This window comes from Arthrobacter sp. ATA002 (assembly GCF_026898095.1).
Taxonomy (GTDB): domain Bacteria; phylum Actinomycetota; class Actinomycetes; order Actinomycetales; family Micrococcaceae; genus Arthrobacter_B.
On sequence record NZ_CP114015.1, the window covers coordinates 341,736 to 367,786 of the forward strand.

Genomic DNA, 26,051 nt, shown 5'->3' on the forward strand with positions numbered 1-26,051 from the left:
GCGCCGGGACCCCGCCGCCGAAGCCTGCCGGACACGAAGATTGAGAAGCCATGACTGAGAGAACGTTCCACCTTCCCGACGTGGGAGAAGGCTTGACCGAAGCCGACATCGTCGAGTGGAAGGTCCAGGCCGGAGACACCGTTGCCGTCAATGATGTGCTGGTGGAAATCGAAACTGCAAAGTCGCTGGTGGAACTTCCCTCGCCGTACGCCGGAACGGTCTCACAGCTGCTGGTGCAGGAAGGCCAGACAGTCGACGTCGGCTCGCCGATTATTAGCGTCACCGCCGCTTCCCCGGCGGACGACGGCGGGCAGCAGCCGGGTGCTCCGATGACCCCGGCGCCGGTTCCGGCAGCAGCGGACGACAACGAACAACCCAGTGCCTCGCTCACCGGCACCGGGCCCAAGGCTGATGCCGTAAAGCGGCGGCCGCGGGTGAACCGGCCGCCGGCCGCGCCGGTCCAGCCGCCGGCCGCGCCGGTCCAGCCGCCGACCGCGGCTCCTGCCCCGGTTGTTCCCGCCGCTCCGGCTATTCCGCCCGTGCCGCCCGCTCCGGCAGCCACCCCTGCCCCCGGCGATTCCCGCACCCAGGGCATGGCGGCCGCCGGCGCGGCGGTGCAGGACTCCCTCAACCGGCTGATCCAGCGGGTGCTGGCGAAGCCGCCCGTCCGCAAGGCCGCCAAGGACCTGGGCATCAATCTTGCCGATGTGCCGGCAACCGGCGCCAGCGGGGAAGTCACCAAGCAGGACCTGATCAGCTACCAGGCGCAGCGCGAATCCGAGCAGGACTCCGCCGACACCTTCTGGGCCGGCGCGAAGCAGCCCGGGGATGACCGGATCGAGCGGATCCCCGTCAAGGGCGTGCGCCGGGCCACCGCCAAAGCCATGGTGGACAGCGCGTTTACTGCTCCGCACGTCAGCATTTTCGTTGACGTGGACGCATCCCGCACCATGGAGTTCGTGAAGCGGCTCAAGGCCTCCCGCGACTTTGAGGGCATTAAGGTTTCTCCGCTGCTGATCCTGGCCAAGGCGGTCATATGGGCGGCGGCCCGCAACCCCTCGGTCAATGCGACGTGGGCCGGCGACGAGATCCTGGTCAAGCACTTCATGAACCTTGGCATTGCGGCGGCCACCCCGCGGGGGCTGATGGTGCCCAACATCAAGGATGCGCAGGACCTGTCCCTGAAGGAACTGGCCCTGGCGCTCAATAACCTGGCGGCCACGGCGCGTGCCGGCAAGACGCCGCCCGCCGACATGCGCGGCGGCACCCTGACGATCACCAACATCGGCGCCCTGGGCATCGACACCGGAACGCCGATCATTAATCCCGGGGAAGTCGCAATAGTGGCTTTCGGAACGATCAAGCAGAAGCCCTGGGTACTTGACGGGGAAGTTCTTCCGCGCTGGGTCACCACACTGGGCGGTTCGTTCGACCACCGGGTGGTGGACGGAGATCTCTCGGCCCGGTTCATGGCCGACGTTGCTGCCATCCTTGAGGAACCCGCACTGCTGCTGGACTGACCGGACGGCGGTGCCGGGACCTGAGCTTCGGGCGGCGCTAATTTACCGCGCCGGGGCTTCCGAGCGGCACCGGTACTGCGGTACACCGTACCGGGCAGATACGATCAGGTGACTATGACAAATCCTCAAGGTCCCCGCGGCCAGGGCGGCGGCGCCCCGCAGATCGACTGGAAACGCACCGTTATGCTGCTGGCGGTGGCGTTCATCGTATCCAGCCTGCTGATCATCCTCTTTCCGGGGCTGGGCACCATTTGGCGGCTGCTCATCATCATCGCCCTGTTCGCGGTCGTCTTTCCCTTCCTGGAGCGGCGCAGGCGCAACCGCCCCTAGCCCCAACCCCTAGCCCGCGGCAGCTGCCAGCGCCCGGCGCAGTACGGGGGCCAGCCGACGGACACCTTCGCGGATGTCATCCTCCGGTACGGCGCTGAACGCCAGGCGCAGTTTGTTGGAGGGCTCATCCGACGGGCTGAAGGCCGCCCCGGGTATGAACACCACGCCTGCCTCGATGGCTTCGTACAGCAGGGGATAGGTGTCCACTCCTTCAGGCAGGGTCAGCCACAGGAAGAACCCGCCGTCGGGTATCGTCCAGCTCACGCCGTCGGGCAGGTGCTCCGCCAGCGCCGACAACAGCGCGGCGCAGCGTGCCGCATACAGCACCCGGGAGTTCCGGATGTGCTGCATCCAGTCGTAATCCCGGAGATAAGCGGAGACCAGCATCTGCGTCAGCGGTGACGGGCAGAGGACCACGGCCTCGCAGGCCAGATAGAAGCGGCGGTGCAGGTGCCTGGGAACCAGTGCCCATCCCACGCGCACGCCTGGCGCAAAAATCTTGGAGAACGAACCCAGATACAGGACATCATGCGGGTTTCCGGCGCGCAGCGGAGCCAGCGGACGGCCGTCGAAACGCAGCATTCCGTACGGGTTGTCCTCCAGGACGAGGATGTTCGCGGCGGCGCAAATGTCAACGATCCGCTGCCGGCGCCCGGCTGCCAGTGTGACGCCGCTGGGATTGTTAAAGCTGGGGATCGTATAGAGCAGCTTCACGGCCCGGCCCTGCTTCCGCAGCGCCGCGATTTTCGCTTCCAGCGCCTCGGGAATCAGCCCGCCGGAGTCGGTGGGCACCGGCGCCAGATTCACTTCATAGGCCTCAAAGGCGTTCAGTGCCCCAACATAGGTGGGGTCCTCGCACAGCACCGTATCCCCGGGGTTGCAGAAAACCTTGGCGGCAACGTCCTGTGCGGACTGGGAACCGGTGGTAATTACGACGTCGGCGGGATCAGCTCCGAAGATCCCTTCGGCTGCCATGACCTCACAGGCCTGGCGCCGCAGCTCCGCCATGCCCTGCCCGGCGCCGTACTGCAGTGCTTCAAGGCCGTGGTCGGCGACGATGCTGCGGGCGGTTTCGCCCAGCTCCCGCAGGGGCAGCGACCGCAGGGAAGGGCTTCCGCCCGCCAGCGACACCAACCCCGGGCGGGTGGAGATGTCAAAAACGTCCCGCACTGCCGACTGCTTGATGTGGAACGCCCGATCGGAGAGCAGCCCCTCGTGCCGGTGTCCTGATGCAACGGCCCGCTCCAGTGCCGTCCGCGTCTCCGCGGACAGGCCCGGCGCAGCGGTCTCCTCGAACGTCATGCCACATCCTAGACCCGGCGGTGCACAGCGGAGCAACAATTGTTGCCTAAATCCACCCCGCCCGGTGCGCTTTGACGCCGGCCTGGAACCGGCTTTCCGCGCCGAGGTCTTCCAGCATTCTGGCAATATGGCGGCGGCAGGTCCGGACGCTGATTCCCAGCCGCCGGGCGACAACTTCGTCCGACTGGCCCGCGGCCAGGGCGCGGAGAATGGAACGCTGAATGCTGCTGAGCTGTCCCGGCTGCGGTTCCTCCGCCAGGAACGGGTCGCCAAGTTCCCAGGCGAACTCAAACATGCGCACGAGAATGTGGATCAGGTCCCGGTCACGGATGACCAGGCCCGCCCTGTCATCAGCGCAGCGCCCGCGCGGCACGACCGCCATTTTGCTGTCGAAGATCACGGCCCGCAGCGGCATGTGGGGCAGGGTGCGGAATTCACCGCCGGCTGCCGTCACCACTTCCACGGCACGGCGGGTCGGCATGTGGTCACGAATGCTGGAATGGTACAGGGTCCGGCGCCGTACGCCCTGCCGCAGCATGTCAACGTCTTTCTGGACGCTGTCCTCCTGAATGTCCGCCGTCGCACCCGGTCCGGGGCGTGCCATCAGGACGCACTCGGAGGCGGCTCGGGCATACTCGATCAGGACGCTCATGACCTGGCCCGGATCCTCCAGGACTTCGACGCCGGCGTCAGTTGACACCCGGCGGCTGGCCTCGGCAAAGACGGGCACCAGGCCGGCCAGCTCGCGGCGCTTAAGCCCGATCCTCGCCCGCAGGTCCAGGAGCGCACGCTCATCGGGGTCCACGAGTTCGGCCAGGGCAACGTCGGGGGACACCGCCGCGTAGCTGGGCTGCTCCGAGCTGACCTGGACCAGCAGACGATGCTCCCTCAGCTGCGCGATGGCCGACTCAATGGAACGCGTGGTGAATCCGAGTGCCTCGGAAGCCTGGTCAACGCTCCATCCCGGGCTGCTGACGGCATACCGGTACACGGCCAGGGATGTCTGGTCCACGGCGCCTGCTCCTCTCGACCCGTTGAGGCTACCTTATGCGTGGGCCGTCCGGGCAGCCGGGCCCCGGGCCGGATGCGTGCGCGGTGAACGGTACCGCGGACGGGACGGGACGAGCCGGCGGGCCGTCAGGAGGGGCGCCTAGCCGTTCTCATACCCGGTGATGGCGTCAACTTTCCCGGCCGATGCGCTGGACGGATCGAAAACATAACCCAGCCATTCCTTCGCAAGGCGGCGGGCCAGCTCCACACCGACCACCCGCTGGCCCATGCACAGCACCTGCGCATTGTTGCTGAGCACGGAACGCTCCACGGAGTAGGAATCATGGGCGGTCACGGCACGGATGCCGGACACTTTGTTTGCGGAAATGGCCACGCCCAGCCCGGTGCCGCAGATCAGCAGGGCGCGGTCCGCCTCGCCCGAGGCCACCTTGCGGGCCGCGTCCACGGCGACGTGGGGGTAAGCGGTGTTTTCCGTGTGGGACACTCCCACGTCGACGACGCTCTCGACCCGGTCGTCCGCTTCGAGGTCCCGCCGCAGGACCTCCTTGTAATCGAATCCGGCGTCATCTCCGCCGATGACAATTCGCAGTTTCCGGAGCTCACTCATTTTTCCCTCAATTCGTAGCTAACTGGTGGTGGTTGGGGCCGAACCGGCCCGGTGCCGGAGGGCCGCTGTGCGTGCCGCAGTTTCCAGCAGGCGAAGATAACCGTCCGCCTGCCATGCGGCCCGGCCAATGAACAGACCGTCGACGTGCGGAATCCCGAGCAGCGCAGCAGCGTTTTCCTCGTTAACGGAACCGCCGTACAGCAGTCCGGCCACCTGCTGCCCGTAGGCGCTTGCAAGGGCGGCGAACGGTCCGTGCAGCTCCTCCGGTGCGGCGGGACGGCCGGCAGCGCCGATAGCCCACACTGGCTCATAGGCAATCAGCACCCGGGACAGCTGGCCGGGGGTAAGTCCATGAAGTGCCCGGGCAGCCTGGTCCAAGATGAAGCCGGCGGATCCGCCCGCATCCCGAACGGCGGCCGGTTCTCCGATGCACAGCAGCGGAGTGAGCCCGTGCCGCAGGGCGGCGGCCACCTTCAGGCGCACTGTTTCGTCGGTTTCGCCGAAGTGTTCGCGGCGCTCGGAGTGGCCGAGTTCCACCAGCTGCGCCCCGGCGTCGGCCACCTGGGGAACCGAGACTTCCCCGGTCCAGGCGCCGTGGTCCTCCCAGTGGGCGTTCTGTGCGCCAAGCAGCACGCCGCTGCCGCTGCCCAGCACTTCGGCGACAGTGGAGAGTGCGGTGGCTGGGGGAATGATGAAGGGCCTGACCGCGCCGAGCTCCATTCCGCCGAGGCCCCGCAGCAGATCTTCGGCGTACCGTTCCGCCTCAGCGAGGCTCTTGTTCATTTTCCAGCTGGTGCCGACCCACACCGTCACAGCGTCTCCGGGGAGGACGCCTCAGGGGAGGAGGCCAGGAAATCGCCCAGGGCATCCATCAGGACGGAGAAGGAATGGGCGCCGGGATCCGGGGTGCCCAGGCTCTTCTCGCCGAGAATGCGCGAACGTCCGCGGCGGGAGGTGATGTCGGCCGTGGCGGCGGCGGCTTCCCGTGCGGCGGCGGCGGCTTTTTTCACCGATCCGGCCAGATCGGCGGTGGCAGCGAATTCCGCGACCAGGGAATCCCGGAAGGGCAGCGCGGCGTCGACCATGGTCTTGTCGCCCGGCTGCGCCCCGCCGAGACGTACGACGGCGTTAATTCCGGCTGCCAGTGCGTCGACAACGACGGCGGCGCCGACGGAGCGGGCATCATCAAAAACACCGCCGGCCGCGGTCAGGCCCGCACCCCACAAGGCTCCCGACGTACCGCCGGCTTCTTCGGCCCAGGCGTCTCCGGCATGTAGCAGGACGGTCCGTGCTCCGGCTCCTTTCGCTGCTGCTTCGCTGCCGGCCGCTGCCGCACCCCGGGTGCCGTAGGCCATGCCCTGTCCGTGGTCGCCGTCGCCGGCCACGGCGTCCAGCCGGCCGAAGTGCTCTTCATGCTCGGCGGCAGTGTCGCGGAGCATTTCCAGTGCCTGGACGATGCGGGCGGCAGAGTTCCGCGACTCTGCTGCCGCCTCCGGAATGGGATCCTCGCCGGGAGTGTGCACTCCCGTTCGGGGCGGGCCGGCCGGCAGGCCGGCGGAGGAGCGCCGGAATGCCGGGGCATCGGCAGGCGCCAGCCAGTACTCTTCAAGTTCATCGTCCAGGAACAGGATGCTCAGGGACAGTCCGGCCATGTTCAGGCTCGTGACGTGCTCCCCAACCTCGGGGGCGACGACGGTGAGGCCCTTTTCGGAAAGCCGTTCCGCCACCCGGGCGTAGACGACAAAGAGTTCTTCATACTTGACGGTGCCGAGGCCGTTGAGGACCACGGCCACCCTGCCGCTGTACTGGCCGCTCCGCTCCGGCTCTTCCTCAAGGACGCCGTCGAGCAGGAGGTCGGCAACCTCGGCTGCCGTGCCCATGGGAACCTCGCGGATACCGGGTTCACCGTGGATCCCCAGCCCGATTGCCATTTCTCCGTCGGGGACGTGGAAGAGGGCGTCATCCGCTCCGGGCAGGGTGCAGCCCTCAAAGGCGACGCCGAAGGAGCGGGTCGCGTCGTTGGCCTTCCACGCCACCCGCTCGGCCTCGTCCAAATCCGCCCCGGCGGCGATCGCAGCGCCGGCGATCTTGAAGACAATCAGGTCTCCGGCAATGCCGCGGCGGTCCCGGTGGGCCTCCGCGGGACCGGAGGCAATGTCATCCGAAACCCGGACAATCCGCACGTCCACGCCCTCGGCCCGCAGTTTTTCGGCTGCCTGGCCAAAGTGCAGGACGTCGCCCGCGTAGTTTCCGAACCCCAGCAGCACTCCGCCGCCGTTTTCGGCGGAACGGGCCACCGAATAGACCTGGGATGCGGACGGGGACGAGAAGATGTTGCCGCACGGCGCGCCGTGGGCCATGCCCGGGCCGATCCAGCCGGCGAAGGCCGGATAGTGTCCGGACCCGCCGCCGATCACCAGGGCGGGCTGGTTCACCGGTGTGTCGGTGGAGCGCACCACCCCGCCGTGGGCGAGCATCACGTGCCCGGGGTGGGCAGCGGCGTATCCGCGCAGGGCATCGACGGCGAAGTCTGCGGGATTGTTCAGGAGATAAGTCATGGATTCCAGCCTTGGTTGTCTGCGGTAACCGCCGGCAGCGTTATCCGGCGCCGCCCGCCCGGCGGTACGGGCCGTTCAGCAGGGGATCAGATCAGCGGATTTCCGGGGAAGCGGCGCCGTTGCCGCGGCCCGCATCCTCGGCCGGGCTGGGCCCGAGCTCCTTAAGCAGCCCGGACATGGCAACGTACGCCTTGTTCCGGTAGGCCACAAGGTCTCCGGTCTTGTCGGCGGGAATCTGCAGGAAGCCGGCGCCGGACTTGGTGCCGAGCTTTCCGGCGTCGACGAGGTCCTTCAGGATGCCGGGGGTCGCAAACCGTTCGGGGAAGGACGTCTGCAGCGATGCGTAGCAGAAGGAGTACACGTCCAGGCCCGCCATGTCGGCAATGGCGAACGGTCCGAAGAACGGCAACCGGAATCCGAAGGTGGTCCGAACCAGGGTGTCGACGTCCTCGGCCGACGCAATACCCTCCTCGACCACCTGCGCGGCCTCGTGGAACAGCGCGTACTGGAGCCGGTTGAGGACAAATCCGGTGACGTCCTTGACGACGGCTGCCTGCTTGCCCGCCATGGCGACGATTTCCCGGGCCGTTTCCACGGTTTCGGCGGTGGTGTCCGCGTGCGGGATGACCTCGACGCCGGGAATGAAGGGCGCGGGGTTGGAGAAGTGCACGCCGAGGAAGCGGCCGGGGTTCGAGACTGCTTCCGCCAGGGTGGCGATCAGGATCGTGGACGTGTTGGAGCCGATCACCGCGTCCTGCGGTGCAGCGTCGCTGATCCGGCGCAGCGTGGCGTGCTTGATATCGAGGATTTCGGGGACGGCCTCCTCGATGTAGGAGGCGTCCGCAACGGCTTCCTCGATGCTCGCCGCGGCCCACAGGTTCTCCTGCAGCCGCTGGACCGCATCCTTCGGGAACAGTCCGTCGGCGACGAACAGTTCAGCCTCGGCCAGCAGGCGCTCGAGGTTCTTTTCGGCCACTTCCTGTGAGACGTCGGACAGGGCAACCCGCGCTCCTCCGAGTGCGAGGACCTGGGCGATGCCTCCGCCCATGTATCCGGAACCGACTACGGCTACTGTTCGCTGGGTCACTGGCGAGTCCTCCGATGGGCTTGATCATTGAGCGTTCCGATGTCTCCGCCGGAACCATTTCATCTTTCCTATAGGATTACTGTGAATGTGTGTGATGTCAACCACAGCGAATTCACCATGATGCGGCGGTCCAAGTATGTCCCTCAGGGGATCCCTCTGCAGGCGCGTCTCCGTACGGGGCAACGGAGGGCGGTTGCGGGTCAGGGAGGATGCCCGTTCCATCATGCGGGCTCCGGGGTCGGTAGCTGCAGTCAGTGGGCGCCGTGCAGGAGTGTTTCAGTGGTGTTCAACCCAGCAGGCCAGGATGGTCGTGGAGAGCTGATAAGCCAGGGCATTCCTGGTGATGCCATCGGCCCCCAAAGTGTCGGGCAGTCCTGAGGCATCAACCTCTAGAACGAAGCTGTCTTTTGGAAAACTGCTGATCCGTCGGCAGTCTCATAGGCCGGGAAGCCGAGGTTGGCGAGGCCCTCGATGGGCTTGGCGTCGCGGGCAAGGGCCTGCATCGCTTCAAAATATGTCAACGCCATCTTCTGGTCGGGGGCTTCCTGGACGGAGATTTCCAGGGCCCCTTCCTGCAGATGGTAGGTGCAGGTGAAAGTGTCATCTACCCAGTCGTTGATGGTGTGCGGGTTCTGCTCCAGATCCAGTATGGAGGTGAGTCTTTCCATTGGCTGATCTCCGCAGACCATCAGCGCGGCGTCACTGGGGCCGTTGACTTTGGGGGCTTTCGGCGAGGGGGAGCCATGGTCGTGGCCGTTCCCGTGTTCCGGCTCGGCCGCAGCCGAGACGGTTTCCGAACCTGCGGCGGGGGCGTTTTGAACGTCAGGCCCGCCAGTCGCCGCACAGCCGAAGAGTAGCAGCGATGCAAAGGCCAGGGATGGCAGCGCTAGGGTCCGGTTGTTCATTTTCCTGTCCGTTCCTGCCTGCTTTGAGCGCTCCAACAGAGGCGTTCAATGGTCAGACTTTTAATTTGGCGTAGATGACGTAGTTATCGTCGAAGAGTCCGGTGGCGGGGTCATAGCCGTCACAGGTGACAAGCCGCAGCTCGGCTCCCGGAGTATTGCCGTAGACCTCGACGGTTGGGAATTCATTCTTGCTGTAGAGGGCACCGCGCTCCACGGTAAATACTGCGACGCTGCCGTCGTCTCGATAAACATTGATTTCTGCACCGGGCGTGAGCTTTCTGAGATCAGCAAAGACTCCCGTATTACCGCCGAGGGCATTCACATGACCCAGCATCACGGACGGGCCGCGCTCTCCAGGGGTTGGGGATCCGTTGTACCAGCTGGCAGGTGTGCCGCTGCCGGTGTCCTCCGGGACCTCCAGGGAACCGTTACCGCGGAGCCCAAGGTGGAGAAGCTCGGTCCTTACCCCGATCGAAGGAATGCTCAGAGTTACCGGATCGGATTCGTCCAGCACCGGAAGTTGTTCGTCCGCAGGAATGTTTGGAGCAGTAGGCGGCGGAGCGGAGGACGCCTGCGGTGGAGCAGTGATGCTGGCTTCCGCCGAAGCTGACGCGGAAGCGGAAGGTGAGGGGCCGACGTCGGCAATTTCGGAGGCGCATCCGGCCAGAGACAGCAGGAACAGAATTCCGGACGCCGCGGCTGCCGGAAGGCCTCCGCGGCGTCCGGGCTTCTGGGTGGTCATTGTATGGACCCAGCCAGTCCGGACCTAGGCTGCTGTTCCGGCGCTGCGCCGGCGGATGACATACGCTCCGCCTGCGAGGGCAACGAGGGCCAGTCCGCCGCCGAGCGCGAAGGCTCCGGCGTCGGCGCCCGTTTCCTGGGTGACGCCGGTGTCAGCGCCGCCTGAGGGCATCTCCATCTGTCCCGCTGCCAGCGTCCCGCACAGGGCCGGGGAAGTGGCGGCCAGCGGAAGCTCAGGAGCCAGATCGCTCATAGCTGCCTGCCCCGCTGGACTCAGAGTTGCCGGATCAAGCCCGTGGACCACCACAACAGCGGTGCCTGCCTCCAGGGAGGCCTTGGTTGCGTCGTCTATTTCGAACGTGCGGTCAACCGTGTAGGCACCGCCCTGCCCGCCGACCTTGAGGTCAAGTCCGGCAGCAGGACTGGTGTCACCGCTGGTGGACAAGGTGGTGAGGATGTCGCCGTAGAAGGGAGCACCCTCAGTGGTTGAGATGACGTCGTCACCGTCCTGGTCTGCCGAAGGTGCAGGGCACACGCCCTGTGACCCACCATGGATGTGCTGGACGTGGGGGTACGGGGCGTCCATAAAGGTCTCGGGCATCCCCGAAACATTCAAGACAACGTGGGCCTGGTTGCCCGTAACGTCAACAGTGATGTCGCCGGAGCCTGCGCTGCCATTGAGCTGACCCAAAGTGGACTGGTAATGGTCGGAACCGTCATGAGCCATGGCGGGGGAACCCGAAAGGGCGAGGGCAGCCAAAGCCAGGGTGGGAACCGCCATAAGCCGAAGTGACTTATTCATGGGAATCTCCTTATTCAGGGGCGTGTGATGCTTTGTGCCCCCGGAAAGGGGACATCCATACTTCGGAACCAACCTGGAAAAGGATGGGTGCAAATATGGCGCAGGACACAAAGCGCCTGAATGTGGTGCTCATTTTGGCAGCCCAAAGGGGCATAGGGACGCTATTCAAGCCTGATCAAGGACTGCCGCCATGTTTGGGCCTGGTCGTCGGAGCGTCCAATGAAGCATGCCGTTGGCCGGGCATGCTTCGTGCGGCCATGCTCCGGGACAGCCTCCGGCATAAAAGGCAGTCGGCGGCAATTGCGATGGCCACTGGAAAATTGCTGGAATCCGCGGCACGGCAGTTGATGGTTTGGTTGCCCGGGGTCAGACCGGGTCAGTCAGCCTCTCGGGCGGTCCGGCGGTCCGACTCATACTCACGGGCGGAACGGTCCCGCACTCCGCAAAGGTGGGCGGTCATGGCTGCCTCCGCCTCCGCCGCATTTCCCCGGCGCATGGCAGCCACCACCAGGCCGTGCTCCTCGATGGCGCTGCGGGCGTCGCGCACTCCGGTCCCGCCAAACAGGCGGAACCGGTGGACGTGTCCACCCAGGGAGTTGTAGGCCCCGAGCAGGAACCTGTTTCCGGTTTGTTCTGCGATCAGCCGGTGAAAACGCTCGTCAGCTTCCCAGTAGGAACGGTAGTCGGAGAAATGCGGCCCGTTGGGTGCCTGTCGGAGGTCTTCAATGGAGTACTCCAGTTCCGAGAGGAAGGCCTCATTTGCATGCAGGCAGGCCAGCTCGGCGTTGCGCGGTTCAATCAGCAGCCGGGCCTCCATCAGGTCCAGCAGCTCGGCGTGGCTGAGCATGGGCGCCACGCGGTACCCCCGCAGTGCGGCGCGCACCACCATACCGGTGGCCTCCAGACGGGCGAGCGCTTCGCGGACGGGCGTTGGCGACACTCCAAGGTCCCTCGCCGTGCCGTCAATGCTGAGCGGATCGCCTGATTCCAGCTTGCCATCCATGAGGCGCGCAAGAATTTCCGTGTAAACCTGGTCGGCGAGGACACTGCGACGTACCCATGTTCCGTTTGCTGTGTCCGCACCCATGCTGCTCCTCTTGCTTGCTTTGGTTCGCACTAGATTCTCCCACAGGCCCGTTGGCACGCCCATGAAAGCCGTGGGCTGAACCGGTCTCGATGGTTACCCCGCTGCTGGACAGCACGCCAATATCCTATAGGGTATAGCCGAAGCCCGGATTTGTGACCGGTGTCACCACGACTGAAGGTATTCCTCGCGACCAAAGGTGTTCCTGCTATGCACATTCTCCCTGCCGCCGTCCCGGCGGAAACGCTGGTCCTGGCCGAGCGGCCGTCCTGGGCCCTCATTGCCATCGCCGCGGCGGCCATCGCCGTCCTGCTGTTCATGATCATCAAGCTTCGGGTGCACGCGTTCTTCGCCCTGATCATCATTAGTGTGCTCACGGCGCTAGCGGCCGGCATCGGCATCGGGGATGTCGTCACCGTCGTCGTTGCCGGCTTCAGCACCACAGTGGGGACGGTGGCCCTGCTCGTGGGGTTCGGCGCGGTCCTCGGCCGCTTGGTTGAGGTCTCCGGAGGGGCCCAGGTCCTCGCGGACGCCATGCTCCGCCGCTTCGGCGAGAAGCGGGCCCCGCTGGCCCTCGCCGTGGCCTCGCTGTTCTACGCCTTCCCGATCTTCCTTGACGCCGGCTTCATCGTGATGCTTCCGATCATTTACACGGTTGCCCGCCGCCTTGGCGGTTCCTTCATGCTTTATGTGCTTCCTTCCATTGGCTCCTTCCTGATGATGCACGCGCTGACGCCGCCCCATCCCGGCCCCACAGCCGCGGCAACAGTCATGGGCGCCGACGTCGGCACCGTCATCCTGGTCGCGCTGTTGGTTGGCCTGCCCGCCTGGTACCTCGGCGGGTACCGGCTGGCCCTCATTATCGCCAAGCGCTACCCCAACATGCCCGTGCCGAACCTGCTGGGCGAGGCTGACCTGGACGAAGACACTCCGCGGCCCGGCTTCTGGACCATCATCTTCGTGCTGCTGCTGCCGCTGTTCCTGATTTTCTTCAACACGCTCTTCAGTACCCTCGAGGCCAGTGGTGCCGTAGGTGAGGGAAACGTCCTCTTCCAGCTCTCCCGGCTGATCGGCAGCACCCCAATCGCCCTGCTCATCGCCACGCTGGCCGCCATGTACCTGCTCTACATGCGCCCGCGCCGCGGCCGGGGCACCATCGGCAGCGCCCTCGAAGACCTCGTGGACAACGCCCTGGCGCCGGTTTGTTCCATCATTCTCATCACCGGCGCCGGCGGCGCCTTCGGCCGCGTCCTGACTGAGACCGGGATTGGCGGCACCATCGCCTCTGGCCTGGATGCCATGGGCCTGCCGGTCATCCTCGCCGGATTCCTGGTGGCCATTGCCTTCCGCGTGGCACAGGGGTCCGCCACAGTTGCGGCGACCACCGCCGGGTCCATCATGGCCCCGGCGGTCATGGAACTCGGTGTTTCCGGAGTGGGCCTCGCCGCCGTCGTCGTAGCCATCGCTGCCGGTTCCATCACCTTCTCCCACGTCAACGACTCCGGCTTCTGGCTGATCGGCAAGTTCTGCGGTTTCGACACGCTGACCACCCTGAAGACCTGGACGGTTGTGGGCACGGCCATCGGGTTCCTGGCCTTCGGGCTGGCCTGGGTGGTCTATGCCATCGCCGGCTAGCCCGCGGCATCCCGGTCCACCGGCCAGCAAAATTTCCAATATCAGGCAGGAGCAGCAATGACCACCACGTTTCCGGAACAGCGAACGGCAGTCATCACCGGCACAGGCAGCGAACGGGGGATCGGCCGGCACGTCGCCCGCCGCCTTGCCCGGGAGGGCTGGGCGCTGGCCGTGCTGGACCTGAAGGCGGACGCCGTGCTCGCCTTTGCCGATGAACTCCGTACCGAGACCGGGCAGCCGGTCCTGGGTATCGCGGCCGACGTCGCGGATCCCGCCTCGGTGGAGGCAGCCTTCGCCCGTATGGATGCCGAACTGCCGCCGGTCACGGCGCTGGTAAACCTTGCCGGGATCGCCAGCCCGCACACCCTCTTCGACCTCACGAAGGAGATCTGGACCGGCGTCATGGACGTCAGCGCCACGGGCACGCTGCTGATGATGCAGGCAGCAGCCCGGCGGATGATCGACGGCGGACATGGCGGACGCATCGTGAACACCTCGTCCATCACCGCCTACGACGGCGGGGGAACCTTTTCCAAAACCGGGTACGCCGGTGCAAAGGCCGCCGTTCTGGGCCTTACCCGCGGTGCGGCACGGGAGCTGGGTCCGCACGGCATTACCTGCAACGCGGTCGTTCCCGGTCCGATCGATACGGACATCATGGGCGGGCCGCTCAGCGACGGGCGCAAGGCCTCCCTGTCCGGCGGCATCCCGGTGCAGCGGGTCGGGCAGCCGTCCGAAGTCGCCGCCCTGGTCAGCTTTCTCGTCGGAGAAGAAGCGGGTTTCATCAACGGCGGTTCCTATTTCATCGACGGCGGCAAGCACATGGTCTGATCCCGCCGGACCACCAGTATTTTCGTAAAACGCAAGGAGAAAAATATGTCCTACACACCAGAGGCATGGCCGATTGGTGCTGCCCTGCTTAACTTCACCGGCACGACCCCGGACGGCCGGGACCGGACTGCCGCCGGACCGCAGGCCTGGAAGCAGACCTTGCGCGAGGTGAGCCTCGCCGGTTTCGACCACGTGGACCTGACGGACTCATGGGTCCGCGCGGCGGACCTCGATGCCGCGGGCCGCCGGCAGCTGCTGGAAACGGCCCGGTCCTACGGACTGTCCTTCAGTGATCTCGCGGTCACCCGCAAGAGCGTGATCACCCCGGATGAGGAGCAGGCGCAGCGGAACATCGCCTATACCAAGCGTACGATTGACGCCGCCGCCGACCTCGAAGCGCCGATGGTATGCCTGGGCCTGCACGATCCCTTCACCCCGGAGCAGAAAGACGCCACATGGTTCTGGCTCGCCCCCGGGGCGGAAGACGAGGAGAGCCCTGAGAACCGGGAAAAAGCTGCAGTCCGCTTCCGGGAGCTGGGCGAGTACGCCGCGGAGCGCGGGGTGAGCCTGTCCCTGGAAATGTATGAAGGCACCTTCCTGGGGACGGCGGACAGCTCCGTCCAGCTCGTGGAAGCGGTGGACCTGCCCAACGTGGGACTATGCCCCGACATTGGCAACATCGTCCGGCTTCACCGTCCGGTTGAGGACTGGCGCGAGATGCTGGTGAAGATGCTTCCGCACACCAACTACTGGCAGCTGAAGAACTACTTCCGGGACTATGACCCCGCCACCGGGGCCTACGCCTCCGCGCCCGCACCGCTGGCCCTGGGGTTCATCAACTACCGGGAGGCTCTTGGCATGGCCCTGGAAGCCGGCTTCGACGGCCCGATGTGCGTCGAGCACTACGGGGGAGACGGCCTGACCGTGGCCGCAATGAACCGGGACTACATCAGGGACATCCTGCGCGCCAAGCTGCCGGAGGAGCAGGCGGACTGAGCCGGCTGTGACCCGCCGCGGAAGAAAGACTGACATGACCGCTTAATGCCATAAGCGGCCATCCTGTTAACGACCGCCCGCTGAACCCGCTTACCTCCGCCAGTTCGCGGGTTTTCGGCCCGGGCGGCGGGCGCAGCGGAGTCCGGCCAGGGTGAATCGGGCCATGACAGGAACCGGGCACCGGAAGGGGTAGACGGAGCCTTGCGGGCCGGGGGAAGCTTTCGGAGTCAATCAACCGCACAGGCTGGGACCAGCCGCAGCACAGGAGGGGAATGAAGATGACCAGCAAGGTTTGGGACTGGATCTAACAACCGCCCCTCACGGGGGAAGACACCAAGCAATTGGAATCAGAGATACAGCAAGTCCCGCCCAGCGGCGGTAACCACGGAACACCCCCGGAAGGGATGTACGCCATGAGTCAGCTGACAGCGGTTCGAAACGCCTCGCGAACCCGCTCGACCGCGAAGTGGTGGACGCTATCCTTTTACACCGGCGGCTTCGATGTAGCGGACGGCATCATTGGAGAACTGGTTACCCCGCTGGCGGCCCAGGCACAGGCCCAGGGCGGCCGGCGCTGGTACTACACCCGGTGCCTGGAACCGGCCAATGCGCATGTCCGGCTGCGGGTGCTGGCTGAACCGGAGCTCCTGGACAAGCTGCAGTGCCTGCTTGGAGCGCTGCGGGACCAGGCCCCGGGGTTATTGGACACCTGGACGTGGTCCAGCAGTTTTCCGAACCGCTGGCCGACCGCATGAGCCCGGGCGGAACAGAGCCGCAGAATTTGCGGATGGAAGCCGACTTGGCGAAATACGGCGGTGTGGAAGGACTCGCACTTGCCGAAGAGGTTTTTGAGCTGTCCTCCGAACTGGGGGCGTGGGCCGCGGTGCGATTTCCCAAGGTCCAGAACCGGTGGGCCCTTGGCTCGCTGCTGCTTTTTGATTCGGCCCGCAGCATGATGAAGGGGCCGCGCTCCGCCAGCTGGCAGGACCGCCGGCGGATCTCCTGGGACTACTACTGGGACAGCCACCTGCGCAGCTGTACGGCTGCCTTTGGCCCGCGTGCGGCAAGCGTGCGGCAGGCAATGACAGTGCAGGTCGCCGCGAAGATCATGCCCACTCAGCACCTTATGGCCGCAACCGCGGCGGAATCCGCCGTCGAGAACTGGCGCCGGCGCTGGTTCCGCGCCGTCGATACATATTTGTACCGCGCCGACAAGGTGCGGCTGAGCCGCAGCGCCCAGCACCTGACGGTCTACCAGGCGCACATGCTCCTCAACCGGCTCGGGTTGTCGCTCCGGGAAGAAGCGGTTTTGGGATTGTACGCCCGGAACTGGAGCACTGAACGCGAAGCAGCACTCTCGGACCGGCGCTAGGCCGGCCCGTGGGGCCGCTCAAGGAAGGGAATCTGCAGTGACACATCGTGACGAGCTGGTAGTGGCGGCGGATTCCAGGGATCTGTCGGAAGTCCTGGGGTGCTCGGAGGATGTCGTGGACGTCCTCCGGGACCAGGGTATGGTCGAGTCCCACGGGGAAGTGTGGAACGTCGGCCCCGCCAGGGACTACCTGCGGGACGCGGCATGGGCCGGCGGCTTCTGGGATTAGGCGCCCGCCCCGGGGGGTCCACAGGCAAGGGAACGGCTTCACCGGGTGAAGCCGTTCCCTTCTGATTGCCCCGTGCGGAAATCAGGCTGCAGAGGGCGCAGCTTCCGCCGTGAGGGTCGAAATGACGCCGCGGAGCTGCTCCACAACTTCAGCATCATCTTTCGGATGGATTTCGGCGAAGCGCGTCACGGAGCCGCCGATGGAAAGTCGGACATCCTCGACGACGCGGGCGCCGGCAACGCCCAGGGACTTCCGGGCGTCGTCGTGCGCCCATACTCCGCCGTACTGGCCAAAGGCAGAACCGATGACTGCGGCAGGGGTGCCCGAAATGGCGCTGACGCCGAAGGGGCGGGAGAGCCAGTCGATCGCGTTCTTCAATACGGCAGGCATGGTGCCGTTGTATTCCGGGCAGACCAGCAGTACGGCGTCGGCCGCAGCTGCCGCGCTCCGGAGCGCAGCGGCGGCCTCTGGGACGGAACCCTCGACGTCGATGTCCTCGTTGTAGAACGGAATCTGGCCGATGCGGTCAAAGATCACAATCTCGGCGACGTCGCCCGCGGCCGCGGCGGCGGTTTCGGCGAGCTGCCGGTTTACCGAGCCGGTGCGGAGGCTGCCGACCAGCGTAAGTACTGTAGTGCTCAAGAAAACTCCTCTATGGGACGCGCCCGGTACGGACACGGATTGTCTTACCTGCAGTAAACGGACCACGGTCCGGATAAATTCCCCGGCGGGTTAGACTGGCGCATGCACGTGAGCCCACTGGACGGCCGGGACGGCGGCGAGGAGCGCCTCGACGCTGCCCGCAACCGCCGTCTGCTGCTGGGCACAGCACTCGGAATCGTGGCCGAACACGGCGCGGACGCCCTGACCATGGATGACCTGGCGCGGCGTGCGGGAGTGGGGAAGGGCACAATCTTCCGGCGCTTTGGCAGCCGGTCCGGACTGATGCAGGCACTCCTTGACCATGCCCAGCGCGATTTCCAGGAAAGTTACCTGAGGGGGCCCGCCCCGCTGGGGCCGGTGCGCCGCCGCTGGAGCGGCTGCGGGCCTTCGGCGAAGCCCGGATCCGGGCGCTGGAGGTGACCGGTGAGCTGCGGCGTGCCGCAGACGTGGGGGATTCACGCATCACCGCCACCCCGCACGGCGCCTCGAACTCGCACACCTCACGATGCTCCTGTCCGCCGTTCCGGCGGTGGAAGACCCTGAGGTGACGGCCTACCAGTTGGAAGCGTTCCTCGACGCCGGACTGCTGCTGCATCTGCACCGGACGGCGGGAATGTCCCTGGAGAGAATCATCAGGGGATGGGAAGGTTTGGTGACTGCCGTGACGGGCCCGGGTGAGAGATAAGCGCCCGAAGTGTCAGTAGGCTTACTAATTTAGTAGGGTAGGGGAATGGCCGCTGCAGTCCGGCGGCCCCCTGGTCCCGAAAACGTTGGAGGCTACATGTCTGAGAAGAACGCATCCGTACCCGCCCTGTCCATCCCGGGAGTGCCGGCCCCGGCAACGCCGGAGCTCGCCGAGCCCACTGAGCCGCGCGAACCGTTGCCACCCAAACCGGACCAGGACGGACCCGAAACAGTCTCCCCGACAGGTGTTCCCACCGGAGCGCCGAAGTCGTCCAACGCCCAGAGCGGGCGGTACCTGACCACTGCGCAGGGCGTCCGGCTGCAGGACACGGATCATTCCCTTAAAGCGGGCCCCGGGGACCGGTACTGCTGCAGGATCACCACCTTCGGGAAAAGATCACCCATTTCGATCACGAGCGCATTCCGGAGCGCGTCGTCCACGCCCGCGGCGCGGCGGCCCACGGCGTGTTTGTCGCCAACGGCGCCGCGGAGGGCGTCACCCGTGCCGGGTTCCTGGCCAAGGGCACCGAAACCCCGGTGTTTGTCCGGTTCTCCACTGTCCTGGGCTCCCGCGGTTCCGCCGACACCGTCCGTGACACCCGCGGTTTCAGCACGAAGTTCTACACGGACGAGGGCAACTACGACCTGGTCGCCAACAACATTCCGGTCTTCTTCATCCAGGATGCGATCAAATTCCCCGACGTGATCCACGCCGGCAAGCCGCACCCGGACCGGGAAATCCCGCAGGCCCAGAGCGCCCACGACACCTTTTGGGACTTCGTTTCGCTGCACACCGAAGCGCAGCACCACACCATGTGGAACATGTCCGACCGCGGCATCCCGCGCTCCTACCGCACCATGGAAGGCTTTGGCGTCCATACCTTCCGCCTGGTCAATGCCAAGGGTGAGACCACACTGGTGAAGTTCCACTGGAAGCCGCGGCAGGGCGTGCACTCCCTGGTCTGGGAAGAAGCGCAGATCATCAACGGCATGGACCCGGATTTCCACCGCCGCGATCTCGCCGATGCCATCGAGGCCGGTGCGTTCCCGCAGTGGGACCTGGGCATTCAGGTCTTCCCGGACACCGAGGACGAGATGTTCGAGGGCATCGACCTGCTCGATCCCACCAAGCTGGTGCCGGAAGAGCTGGCCCCGGTGCAGATCATCGGCACCATGACGCTGAACGCCAACCCCACCAACTACTTCGCCGAGACCGAGCAGGTGGCCTTCCATCCCGGCCACCTCGTGCCCGGCATCGACGTCACCAACGATCCGCTGCTGCAGGGCCGGCTGTTCTCCTACATCGATACCCAGCTGACCCGTCTGGGCGGACCGAACTTCAGCCAGATTCCGATCAACCGGCCGCACGCTCCGGTGAACGACATGCTTCGCGACGGGTTCCACCAGGACGCCGACCACTCCGGTGCTGCTCCCTACCAGCCCAACTCGCTCGACGGCGGCTGCCCGTTCATGGCGGGTGCGGACATGGGGGCGTTTATCGATGTGCCCGCCGAGGTTCCCGCGGCCCGCAAGGTGCGCGAGAACCCGGCCACCTTTGATGACCATTTCAGTCAGGTCCGGATGTTCTTCCGCTCCCTGACGCCGGTTGAGCAGGATCATGTGGTGCAGGCCTACACGTTCGAACTGGGCAAGTGCTATGAGGAGAACATCCGGCTGCGCCAGCTGCAGTCCCTGGCCAATATCGACGAGCGGCTTGCCGCAGAGGTGGCAACGGGCCTGGGCCTGGAAGCACCGGCCCCCACTGTCGCCGTCGAAGACACCGAACCGAGCCCGGCGCTGAGCCAGCTCGGCGGTGCCTGGCCGGTAGCTGGCCGTATCGTCGGCGTGGTGGCCGACGAAGCCACCGACCTGGCGGCGCTCACCGGGGTCCTGTCCGCGATCGACGCCGAGGGCATGGTGCCGCTGGTTGTGGCACCGCACGGAGGCAAGCTGGGCGGCCAGGTAACCATCCAGCGGACCTATCTCACGGCCCGCTCCACCGAGTTCGACGCGGTGGTCGTGGCCGCCTCCGGCGCTGCGGCTACGGATGCCGTCGACAGCCTCGACGCCAAGGCAGGCAACCCCGAGGGGCACCCCTCGCTCGACCCGCGCGTCACGCTCCTGCTCGCCGAGGCCTTCCGCCACGCCAAGGCGATCGGCGCCTGGGGCGACGGCGCCGCTGTCCTGCAGGCAGCCGGCCTGCCGGCCGACGCGCCGGGCGTAGTCGTGGGAAGTGCCGCGGACGTGACGGCCGGCGTCACCGGCCTGCTGGCCGCACACCGTGTCTGGGAACGTTTCCCGACGGCTGCCGCCTAATACGCAGGCGGTGACGAAGCAGGGGAGGCCCGGTGGTAAATTCCACCGGGCCTCCCCTGATTGCACCCGGCTGGAAACGCCTAGGCGGCCCCGGCTTCACCGGGCGTCAGCGCCCGGATCAGGGCGGAAAGCTCCCGGCGCAGGCCGTCGTCGGTTGCGCCGGCCAGCAGGCGGGCTTCTGCCTGTTCGACCTGTCCGCGGATCCGGGTGCCGGCGGCGGTGATGGCCCACCGGCCTTTGGGCCCGCGGGCGGCGTACCCGCAGCATTGCAGGGCCTGCACGCACTCGTGGACGCAGCCGGGCGCCAGCCCGGACATTTCTGCCAGCGCCGCTTCATCAGCAGACCCGGAAGCGAGGACACCCAGTACCGTGCTGCGCTCCTGGGTGAGCCGGAGCTCGGTCAGGGATTCCTCGGTGGCCCGTTGGGTGACGAAAGCTGCGGCGGCCAACAGCCGCGGAGCGTAGCCGGGGCTGTCGGGTTCCTGCTCAGGACTCATGGTGCCAGCCCGGCGGGGTCCAGCCGGAGGGAACCTCGTGGCCGGCGAAGGAATCACACGCGGAACAGGTGTAGCTTACGGTGCCGGGCGCGCCGTTCAGCGCCGGGGTAAAAAACTCGAAAATAAGATAATCGTCAACGCCGCATTGATGGCAGACGGGGCGGTGTACTGCGGGATCCATGGTTGTCCTCTGCTTGTGCTTCGCAGTGCCATGGCCGCGTCTTGACCGTGAGTTCCTATCCTATGATCGAACGGCTGTCCGGACAATTTGGCGCCGGCGCGGATCCTATGCGGGCACCAGCTCCGTCCAGTCCCCGGTCAGTTCCAGCCCGTGGGCCTGGGACACGGAGGGGTGCGCAACTTTGCCGCCGGCGATGTTCAGGCCGCGCGCCAGCGCTGCCGACGACGAAAGGGCGGCGTGGACCCCCGGTCCGCCAGTGCGGCGGCGTACGGAAGGGTAACGTTCGTCAGCGCATACGTGGAGGTGTTCGGGACCGCGCCGGGCATGTTGGCCACGCAGTAGAACAGAGACCCGTGGACCCGGAAGGTTGGGTCCTGGTGCGTGGTGGGGCGGGTGTCTTCGAAGCATCCGCCCTGGTCGACGGCGATATCCACCAGGACGCTGCCGTGCTTCATCCGGGACACCATTTCGTTGCTGACCAGTTTGGGTGCGCGGGCGCCGGGGACCAGCACCGAGCCGATCACCAGATCCGCATCGAGCAGGGCTCGCTCGATCTCGAAAGCATTCGAGGCCACCGTACGAATGCGGCCGGCGTATTGGGCATCCAGTTGGCGCAGCCGGTCGATGTTGATGTCGAGGACGGCAACATCTGCATGCGATCCGACTGCCCCCGCCACCGCATTGGTGCCGGCCACTCCTGCCCCGAGTACCACGACCTTTGCCGGGCGAACACCGGGGACACCGCCAAGCAGCAGCCCGGGGCCTCCGGCAGGGAGGTCATGCACTGGGCACCCACCTGCACGGACAGCCTGCCGGCGACCTCCGACATGGGCGCCAACAGCGGCAGCGTGCGCCCCTCCTGCACTGTTTCGTAGGCGATGGCCGTCATGCCGGAGTCCATTAGGGCCCTGGTAAGCTCCGGCGCTGCAGCCAGATGCAGGTAGGTGAAGAGCACCAGGTCCGGCCGGAAGAAACGGTATTCGGAAGGGACGGGTTCCTTGACCTTCAGGATGAGCGTGGCCTCGGTCCAGACGTCTTCGGCGGACCCGAGGATACGGGCACCCGCGGCAGCATATTCGGCATCGCTGATACCGGATCCGATGCCGGCGCCGGACTCAATGAGCACGGTGTGCCCGCGGGTCGTGAACTCATGGACTCCGGAAGCGGTGATGGCAACGCGAAATTCGTTGTTCTTGATTTCCTTGGGGATACCGATGATCACAGCTGGCTCCAAAACAATCGCAGGTACGGCGGGGTCTCCGCCGGGGTCCCCCAGCATAGGGGAGTGGCGGCGGTCACTGCCGCCCGGCCGGTTACCCCTGCTGCCGGGCGGACTTGGCCTGCTGCTCTTCCAGCCACGCCTCCACATCGGAAAGGCGGATACGGCGGTGCGTGCCCCGGTATTCGACGGGAATGACGCCGGCATCGGTCAGGTTCCGCAGGTAGGTGTGGGAAATCCCGGCAGCGGCTGCGGCCTGTGACGTAGTCAGCAGGGGAACGTTCGAGCCGTTTCGGGCGGTTGGTTCGCGGTTAGCCGGTGGGACGCCGGCGGAGGAGCCAACTCCGGAGGAGGCACCGGCGCCGGACGGGGAGCCGGTGCCCGAGGACACCGAGACGGACTCGCCGCGGCCCAGGCGGGCCAGCACATCGAGCACGGCGTCGCGTGCAGCGGACGGCAGGCGGAGCGCGGTTCCGTCCACGAAAACAGTGACATCCCCGGCGGAGAGGGCACGGGCAAGGGCCCGGACTTCCTGGGCCGGAAGAGCAGGGGTGTGGCGGGGGCTCTGGGTCATGCTGCCATCTTGCCAAAGATCCGCGGATCCGGATGCATGCGGCGGCGGCAGTGCGTCCCGCAGCCGCCGCGTTGACCGGGCATCCGCCGCACGGAAGCATGGACGGTAGCGTCCGGAGTGTCCGGGCTCAGCAGTCCGCCCCGAAGGGAACTCCCGTGCCAGATGCAGGTCTGCCCTCCGGCGGGCGTTCCGGTTCCTGGCGGCCGGACATCCTGGGAGCGGGATACCAGCAGCTGACCCTCGACCTCCATGGAGGTGCCCCGGCCACGCTGGTCCGTTACACCCCTTCGGCCGGACCGGGCGACACCACGGCGGACGTGCTCTATGTGCACGGCTGGTCGGATTATTTCTTTCAGCGGGAACTCGCCGAGTACTGGGCGGGCCGCGGCGCCCGGTTTTACGCCCTGGACCTGCACAACTACGGACGCAGCCTGCGGCCGGGGCAAAGCCCGGGTTACGTCACGGATCTTGCGGAATACGACGACGACATAGCCTCGGCGCTCGCCGCCATGGGGCAGCCGGATCCCGTGCCGGGCCTGCAGCCGGGCGCCGCTTCGGCGGAGTCCGGGCCGCCGGGCGGTTCCGGGCCTGTCCCGGCCGGGCGGAACCTGGTTCTTCTGGGCCACTCCACGGGCGGACTGACGCTGAGCCTGTGGGCCGCCCGGCATCCCGCTGCTGCCTCCGCACTGGTGCTCAACAGCCCCTGGCTCGAATTCCAGGCCACCGGGCTGGGCCGCCGGGTCATCTCGCCGCTGATCGGGCTGGAAGCGCAGCGCCGGCCGCTGGCGCCGCTGCCCCCGGTGGATGTGGGCAACTACTCCCGTGCCGTTTTCTCAGCCTTCGGCGGGGAATGGAGTTATAACCTGCAGTGGCGCCCGCTGCGGGGATTTCCCGTGACCCTTGCTTTTCTGAACGCGGTTTTCCGCGCCCAGGGCATAGTGGCGGACGGGCTTGGCCTGCGGATCCCCGTACTGGTGCTGCTCTCGGATAAGAGTTACCTGCAGCCGCGCTGGTCGGCGGATGCGGGACGGTCCGACGTCGCGCTGGATGTGAACGTGGTGGCGCACCGGGCGCTGTCCCTGGGGGACACCGTGACAGTCGCCCGAATTACCGACGCCCTGCACGATGTCTTCCTCTCCGCCGCCCCTGTCCGCCGCCGCGCCTACGAAGCGGTCGCCCGGTGGAGCGCGGGATACCTGCCTGCCGCCGCTCGGCTGCAGGGCGGGGACGGAACGGCGGCACTCAGTCGATGAGGTCGTAGGCCGGAAGGGTGAGGAAATCGGCGTACTCTTCGGCCAGGCTGATGTCAGCGATCAGCCGGCCCGCGGGAGCGTAATAGCGGGTGAAGGTGTCTTCGGGCACCTCGCCGCGCAGGCGTTCGGTTTCTTCCGCAAGGAGCCGCTCAACCAGTTCCTTCGTTACCGTTGCCCCGGTGTCTTCCAGGACCACGGCATTGCGGACCTGCTGCCACACCTGGGAGCGGGAGATCTCGGCGGTGGCGGCGTCCTCCATCAGATTATGGATGGCGACTGCGCCGTTGCCCGAGAGCCACACCGCGGTGTAGGCCACTGCCACGTAGAGGTTCGACCGCAGGCCGGCTTCGGTGATGGAACCGCCGGCCGTGCTGACGTCCAGCAAATCCGGGGCCGTCACCGTGACGTCGCCGCGCCGGCGGTCCACTTGGTTGGGCTTATCCCCGAGGACCGAATCGAAGACCGCGCGGCAGGTATCCACCATGTCCGGGTGGGCCACCCAGGAGCCGTCGAAGCCGTCCCTGGCCTCGCGGGTCTTGTCCTCCGTGACCTTTTCGAACGCCCTGGCGGTGGCCTCGGGTTCCCTGCGGTTCGGAATGAAGGCTGCCATCCCGCCCATGGCAAACGCCCCGCGCCGGTGGCAGGTCTTTACCAGCAGCTCGGTGTAGGCCCGCATGAACGGTGCCGTCATGGCAACGTCGGCCCGGTCGGGGAGCAGGTAATCCTTGCCGGCGTCGCGGAAGACCTTGATCATGCTGAACAGGTAGTCCCAGCGTCCGGCGTTCAAGCCCGAAGCGCGGCCGCGCAGCTCGTAGAGTATTTCGTCCATTTCAAAGGCGGCAGGAATGGTCTCGATCAGCACAGTGGCGCGGACGCTGCCCTGCGGTACACCGGTGTACTCCTCGGCGAAGGCAAAGATGTCGTTCCACAGCCGGGCCTCGAGGTGGCTCTCCAGCTTGGGCAGGTAATAGTACGGGCCGGCTCCGTTCTCCAGCAGGACCCGTGCGTTGGAGAAAAAGTGGAGGCCGAAATCCACCAGCGCGCCGACGGCGGGTGCGCCGCCGACGTTCACGTGCTTTTCCGGCAGGTGCCAGCCCCTGGGCCGGACCACCGTTACTGCCAGCGGGGCGTCGCCGCGGAGCGCATAGTCCTTACCGTCCCCGCTCGTGAAGGACAGGTTGCCGCGCGCCGCCCGGTAGAGGTTGACCTGCGCGTCCACGACGTTGTGCCAGGTGGGAGTCAGAGCGTCCTCCAGGTCCGCCAGCCACACTTTGGCGCCGGAATTCAACGCGTTGATGGCCATTTTCGCCGGTGCCGCAGGACCGGTCATTTCGACTCTGCGGTCTGTCAGGGCAGGCGGGGCGGGCGCCACGGTCCACTCGCCCGCGCGAATATGGGCCGTTGCGGGCAGGAAATCCAGGGTTTCACCGCCTGCAATGCGGCGGCGGCGTTCAGCACGTTCCGCCAGGAGCCCGTCGCGGGTTCCACGGAAGCGGCGGTGCAGTTCGTCAACGAACGCCAGCGCCTCCGGGGTGAGGATTTCCGCGGCCCCCGCCGCCGGGGACATGTCGCTTACTGTTACGGCCATCGTGCATCTCCCTGCAGAACGTGATTTGACGGTACCGGCTGCTCAGCCGAGTGGGAGGCAGTGTAC

25 protein-coding genes and 2 pseudogenes are annotated in these 26,051 nt (G+C 66.5%); 12 read left to right on the forward strand and 15 right to left on the reverse strand.

Features of this window, described 5'->3' with window-relative positions; translation table 11 throughout:
• The first annotated feature begins 50 nt into the window (after positions 1 to 50).
• Together OL239_RS01780 and OL239_RS01785 are read left to right on the forward strand one after the other, a co-directional pair.
• Positions 51 to 1,520 carry a dihydrolipoamide acetyltransferase family protein gene (locus OL239_RS01780; protein WP_268910478.1) on the forward strand — a complete coding sequence of 490 codons (1,470 nt, stop codon included), beginning with the start codon at positions 51 to 53 and terminating at the stop codon, positions 1,518 to 1,520.
• Positions 1,521 to 1,634: 114 nt separating this feature from the next.
• Positions 1,635 to 1,850: a hypothetical protein gene (locus tag OL239_RS01785; RefSeq protein ID WP_268910479.1), complete on the forward strand. Its 216-nt coding sequence runs from the start codon at positions 1,635 to 1,637 to the stop codon at positions 1,848 to 1,850.
• Positions 1,851 to 1,859: 9 nt separating this feature from the next.
• Here OL239_RS01785 and OL239_RS01790 read toward each other — a convergent pair whose 3' ends face one another.
• From OL239_RS01790 to OL239_RS01835, 10 genes are all read right to left on the reverse strand, one after another.
• Positions 1,860 to 3,152, reverse strand: coding sequence for an aminotransferase-like domain-containing protein (locus tag OL239_RS01790; RefSeq protein WP_268910480.1), 1,293 nt, complete (start codon positions 3,150 to 3,152; stop codon positions 1,860 to 1,862).
• A 46-nt stretch (positions 3,153 to 3,198) separates the two neighbouring features.
• Positions 3,199 to 4,164 (reverse strand): helix-turn-helix transcriptional regulator, encoded by a 966-nt coding sequence (locus OL239_RS01795; RefSeq protein WP_268910481.1) that lies wholly within the window; start codon positions 4,162 to 4,164, stop codon positions 3,199 to 3,201.
• A gap of 138 nt (positions 4,165 to 4,302) precedes the next feature.
• Positions 4,303 to 4,770 carry a ribose-5-phosphate isomerase gene (locus tag OL239_RS01800; protein ID WP_268910482.1) on the reverse strand — a complete coding sequence of 156 codons (468 nt, stop codon included), beginning with the start codon at positions 4,768 to 4,770 and terminating at the stop codon, positions 4,303 to 4,305.
• A gap of 18 nt (positions 4,771 to 4,788) precedes the next feature.
• Entirely contained in the window at positions 4,789 to 5,583 is a 795-nt protein-coding gene (locus OL239_RS01805; protein ID WP_268910483.1) for a triose-phosphate isomerase, read from the reverse strand.
• Complete coding sequence (locus tag OL239_RS01810) at positions 5,580 to 7,328, reverse strand: dihydroxyacetone kinase family protein (RefSeq protein ID WP_268910484.1); 1,749 nt, start codon at positions 7,326 to 7,328, stop codon at positions 5,580 to 5,582. The genes OL239_RS01805 and OL239_RS01810 overlap by 4 nt, the downstream gene beginning before the upstream one ends.
• A 91-nt stretch (positions 7,329 to 7,419) precedes the next feature.
• The gene (locus OL239_RS01815) at positions 7,420 to 8,415 is read right to left on the reverse strand and encodes a 3-hydroxyacyl-CoA dehydrogenase family protein (protein WP_268910485.1); all 996 of its coding nucleotides are present in this window, start codon (positions 8,413 to 8,415) and stop codon (positions 7,420 to 7,422) included.
• 389 nt (positions 8,416 to 8,804) lie between these two features.
• Positions 8,805 to 9,320, reverse strand: coding sequence for a hypothetical protein (locus OL239_RS01820; RefSeq protein WP_268910486.1), 516 nt, complete (start codon positions 9,318 to 9,320; stop codon positions 8,805 to 8,807).
• A 52-nt stretch (positions 9,321 to 9,372) separates the two neighbouring features.
• Positions 9,373 to 10,062 carry a sortase domain-containing protein gene (locus OL239_RS01825; RefSeq protein WP_268910487.1) on the reverse strand — a complete coding sequence of 230 codons (690 nt, stop codon included), beginning with the start codon at positions 10,060 to 10,062 and terminating at the stop codon, positions 9,373 to 9,375.
• A gap of 24 nt (positions 10,063 to 10,086) precedes the next feature.
• Positions 10,087 to 10,863, reverse strand: a complete 777-nt coding sequence (locus OL239_RS01830) for a hypothetical protein (protein ID WP_268910488.1) — start codon at positions 10,861 to 10,863, stop codon at positions 10,087 to 10,089.
• A 376-nt stretch (positions 10,864 to 11,239) separates the two neighbouring features.
• Entirely contained in the window at positions 11,240 to 11,950 is a 711-nt protein-coding gene (locus tag OL239_RS01835; protein WP_268910489.1) for a GntR family transcriptional regulator, read from the reverse strand.
• Positions 11,951 to 12,157: 207 nt separating this feature from the next.
• On the opposite strand from OL239_RS01835, the gene OL239_RS01840 reads away from it, so the two are divergent.
• The 6 genes from OL239_RS01840 to OL239_RS01865 all read left to right on the forward strand — a co-directional run bounded on the left by OL239_RS01840 (position 12,158) and on the right by OL239_RS01865 (position 17,010).
• The gene (locus tag OL239_RS01840; protein WP_268910490.1) at positions 12,158 to 13,582 is read left to right on the forward strand and encodes a GntP family permease; all 1,425 of its coding nucleotides are present in this window, start codon (positions 12,158 to 12,160) and stop codon (positions 13,580 to 13,582) included.
• 57 nt (positions 13,583 to 13,639) lie between these two features.
• Entirely contained in the window at positions 13,640 to 14,413 is a 774-nt protein-coding gene (locus OL239_RS01845) for an SDR family NAD(P)-dependent oxidoreductase (RefSeq protein WP_268910491.1), read from the forward strand.
• A gap of 45 nt (positions 14,414 to 14,458) precedes the next feature.
• Positions 14,459 to 15,409, forward strand: coding sequence for a sugar phosphate isomerase/epimerase family protein (locus tag OL239_RS01850; RefSeq protein ID WP_268910492.1), 951 nt, complete (start codon positions 14,459 to 14,461; stop codon positions 15,407 to 15,409).
• Between the two features lie 413 nt (positions 15,410 to 15,822).
• Positions 15,823 to 16,164, forward strand: a complete 342-nt coding sequence (locus OL239_RS01855; protein WP_268910493.1) for a lantibiotic dehydratase C-terminal domain-containing protein — start codon at positions 15,823 to 15,825, stop codon at positions 16,162 to 16,164.
• Positions 16,165 to 16,196: 32 nt separating this feature from the next.
• On the forward strand, positions 16,197 to 16,781 hold the full coding sequence (locus OL239_RS01860; RefSeq protein ID WP_268910494.1) for a lantibiotic dehydratase C-terminal domain-containing protein: 585 nt from the start codon (positions 16,197 to 16,199) through the stop codon (positions 16,779 to 16,781).
• Between the two features lie 37 nt (positions 16,782 to 16,818).
• Entirely contained in the window at positions 16,819 to 17,010 is a 192-nt protein-coding gene (locus OL239_RS01865) for a hypothetical protein (protein ID WP_268910495.1), read from the forward strand.
• A gap of 81 nt (positions 17,011 to 17,091) precedes the next feature.
• Here OL239_RS01865 and OL239_RS01870 read toward each other — a convergent pair whose 3' ends face one another.
• Positions 17,092 to 17,652, reverse strand: coding sequence for an NADPH-dependent FMN reductase (locus OL239_RS01870; RefSeq protein ID WP_268910496.1), 561 nt, complete (start codon positions 17,650 to 17,652; stop codon positions 17,092 to 17,094).
• 102 nt (positions 17,653 to 17,754) lie between these two features.
• Between OL239_RS01870 and OL239_RS01875 the strand changes: the two genes are divergently transcribed.
• From OL239_RS01875 to OL239_RS01885, 3 genes and pseudogenes are all read left to right on the forward strand, one after another.
• The gene (locus OL239_RS01875) at positions 17,755 to 18,093 is read left to right on the forward strand and encodes a TetR/AcrR family transcriptional regulator (RefSeq protein ID WP_268910497.1); all 339 of its coding nucleotides are present in this window, start codon (positions 17,755 to 17,757) and stop codon (positions 18,091 to 18,093) included.
• Positions 18,094 to 18,217: 124 nt separating this feature from the next.
• Positions 18,218 to 18,358 (forward strand): hypothetical protein, encoded by a 141-nt coding sequence (locus tag OL239_RS01880; RefSeq protein ID WP_268910498.1) that lies wholly within the window; start codon positions 18,218 to 18,220, stop codon positions 18,356 to 18,358.
• A 96-nt stretch (positions 18,359 to 18,454) separates the two neighbouring features.
• Positions 18,455 to 20,673, forward strand: a pseudogene (locus OL239_RS01885) (catalase).
• Positions 20,674 to 20,753: 80 nt separating this feature from the next.
• Here the strand turns inward: OL239_RS01885 and OL239_RS01890 are convergent.
• The 3 genes and pseudogenes from OL239_RS01890 to OL239_RS01900 all read right to left on the reverse strand — a co-directional run bounded on the left by OL239_RS01890 (position 20,754) and on the right by OL239_RS01900 (position 23,144).
• On the reverse strand, positions 20,754 to 21,170 hold the full coding sequence (locus tag OL239_RS01890) for a hypothetical protein (protein WP_268910499.1): 417 nt from the start codon (positions 21,168 to 21,170) through the stop codon (positions 20,754 to 20,756).
• A 286-nt stretch (positions 21,171 to 21,456) separates the two neighbouring features.
• Positions 21,457 to 22,573 (reverse strand): annotated as a pseudogene (gene ald, locus OL239_RS01895) (alanine dehydrogenase).
• Between the two features lie 91 nt (positions 22,574 to 22,664).
• Positions 22,665 to 23,144 carry a helix-turn-helix domain-containing protein gene (locus OL239_RS01900; protein WP_268910500.1) on the reverse strand — a complete coding sequence of 160 codons (480 nt, stop codon included), beginning with the start codon at positions 23,142 to 23,144 and terminating at the stop codon, positions 22,665 to 22,667.
• A gap of 155 nt (positions 23,145 to 23,299) precedes the next feature.
• On the opposite strand from OL239_RS01900, the gene OL239_RS01905 reads away from it, so the two are divergent.
• Positions 23,300 to 24,397: an alpha/beta hydrolase gene (locus OL239_RS01905; RefSeq protein ID WP_268910501.1), complete on the forward strand. Its 1,098-nt coding sequence runs from the start codon at positions 23,300 to 23,302 to the stop codon at positions 24,395 to 24,397.
• On the opposite strand, the gene aceB is transcribed toward OL239_RS01905, so the two are convergent.
• Complete coding sequence (aceB, locus tag OL239_RS01910) at positions 24,387 to 25,985, reverse strand: malate synthase A (RefSeq protein WP_268910502.1); 1,599 nt, start codon at positions 25,983 to 25,985, stop codon at positions 24,387 to 24,389. The two genes, OL239_RS01905 and aceB, sit on opposite strands and share 11 nt — an antisense overlap.
• Between the last annotated feature and the right edge of the window lie 66 nt (positions 25,986 to 26,051).

Excerpts from the sequence above, each read along its gene's own strand:
- OL239_RS01840 (WP_268910490.1), top strand. The coding sequence starts at position 12,158 with ATGCACATTCTCCCTGCCGCCGTCCCGGCGGAAACGCTGGTCCTGGCC.
- OL239_RS01780 (WP_268910478.1), top strand. The coding sequence starts at position 51 with ATGACTGAGAGAACGTTCCACCTTCCCGACGTGGGAGAAGGCTTGACC.
- OL239_RS01855 (WP_268910493.1), top strand. The coding sequence starts at position 15,823 with ATGAGTCAGCTGACAGCGGTTCGAAACGCCTCGCGAACCCGCTCGACC.
- OL239_RS01785 (WP_268910479.1), top strand. The coding sequence starts at position 1,635 with ATGACAAATCCTCAAGGTCCCCGCGGCCAGGGCGGCGGCGCCCCGCAG.
- aceB (WP_268910502.1), bottom strand. The coding sequence starts at position 25,985 with ATGGCCGTAACAGTAAGCGACATGTCCCCGGCGGCGGGGGCCGCGGAA.
- OL239_RS01825 (WP_268910487.1), bottom strand. The coding sequence starts at position 10,062 with ATGACCACCCAGAAGCCCGGACGCCGCGGAGGCCTTCCGGCAGCCGCG.
- OL239_RS01875 (WP_268910497.1), top strand. The coding sequence starts at position 17,755 with ATGCACGTGAGCCCACTGGACGGCCGGGACGGCGGCGAGGAGCGCCTC.
- OL239_RS01890 (WP_268910499.1), bottom strand. The coding sequence starts at position 21,170 with ATGAGTCCTGAGCAGGAACCCGACAGCCCCGGCTACGCTCCGCGGCTG.
- OL239_RS01845 (WP_268910491.1), top strand. The coding sequence starts at position 13,640 with ATGACCACCACGTTTCCGGAACAGCGAACGGCAGTCATCACCGGCACA.
- OL239_RS01830 (WP_268910488.1), bottom strand. The coding sequence starts at position 10,863 with ATGAATAAGTCACTTCGGCTTATGGCGGTTCCCACCCTGGCTTTGGCT.
- OL239_RS01900 (WP_268910500.1), bottom strand. The coding sequence starts at position 23,144 with ATGACCCAGAGCCCCCGCCACACCCCTGCTCTTCCGGCCCAGGAAGTC.
- OL239_RS01810 (WP_268910484.1), bottom strand. The coding sequence starts at position 7,328 with ATGACTTATCTCCTGAACAATCCCGCAGACTTCGCCGTCGATGCCCTG.
- OL239_RS01800 (WP_268910482.1), bottom strand. The coding sequence starts at position 4,770 with ATGAGTGAGCTCCGGAAACTGCGAATTGTCATCGGCGGAGATGACGCC.
- OL239_RS01835 (WP_268910489.1), bottom strand. The coding sequence starts at position 11,950 with ATGGGTGCGGACACAGCAAACGGAACATGGGTACGTCGCAGTGTCCTC.
- OL239_RS01790 (WP_268910480.1), bottom strand. The coding sequence starts at position 3,152 with ATGACGTTCGAGGAGACCGCTGCGCCGGGCCTGTCCGCGGAGACGCGG.
- OL239_RS01850 (WP_268910492.1), top strand. The coding sequence starts at position 14,459 with ATGTCCTACACACCAGAGGCATGGCCGATTGGTGCTGCCCTGCTTAAC.
- OL239_RS01820 (WP_268910486.1), bottom strand. The coding sequence starts at position 9,320 with ATGAACAACCGGACCCTAGCGCTGCCATCCCTGGCCTTTGCATCGCTG.
- OL239_RS01860 (WP_268910494.1), top strand. The coding sequence starts at position 16,197 with ATGGAAGCCGACTTGGCGAAATACGGCGGTGTGGAAGGACTCGCACTT.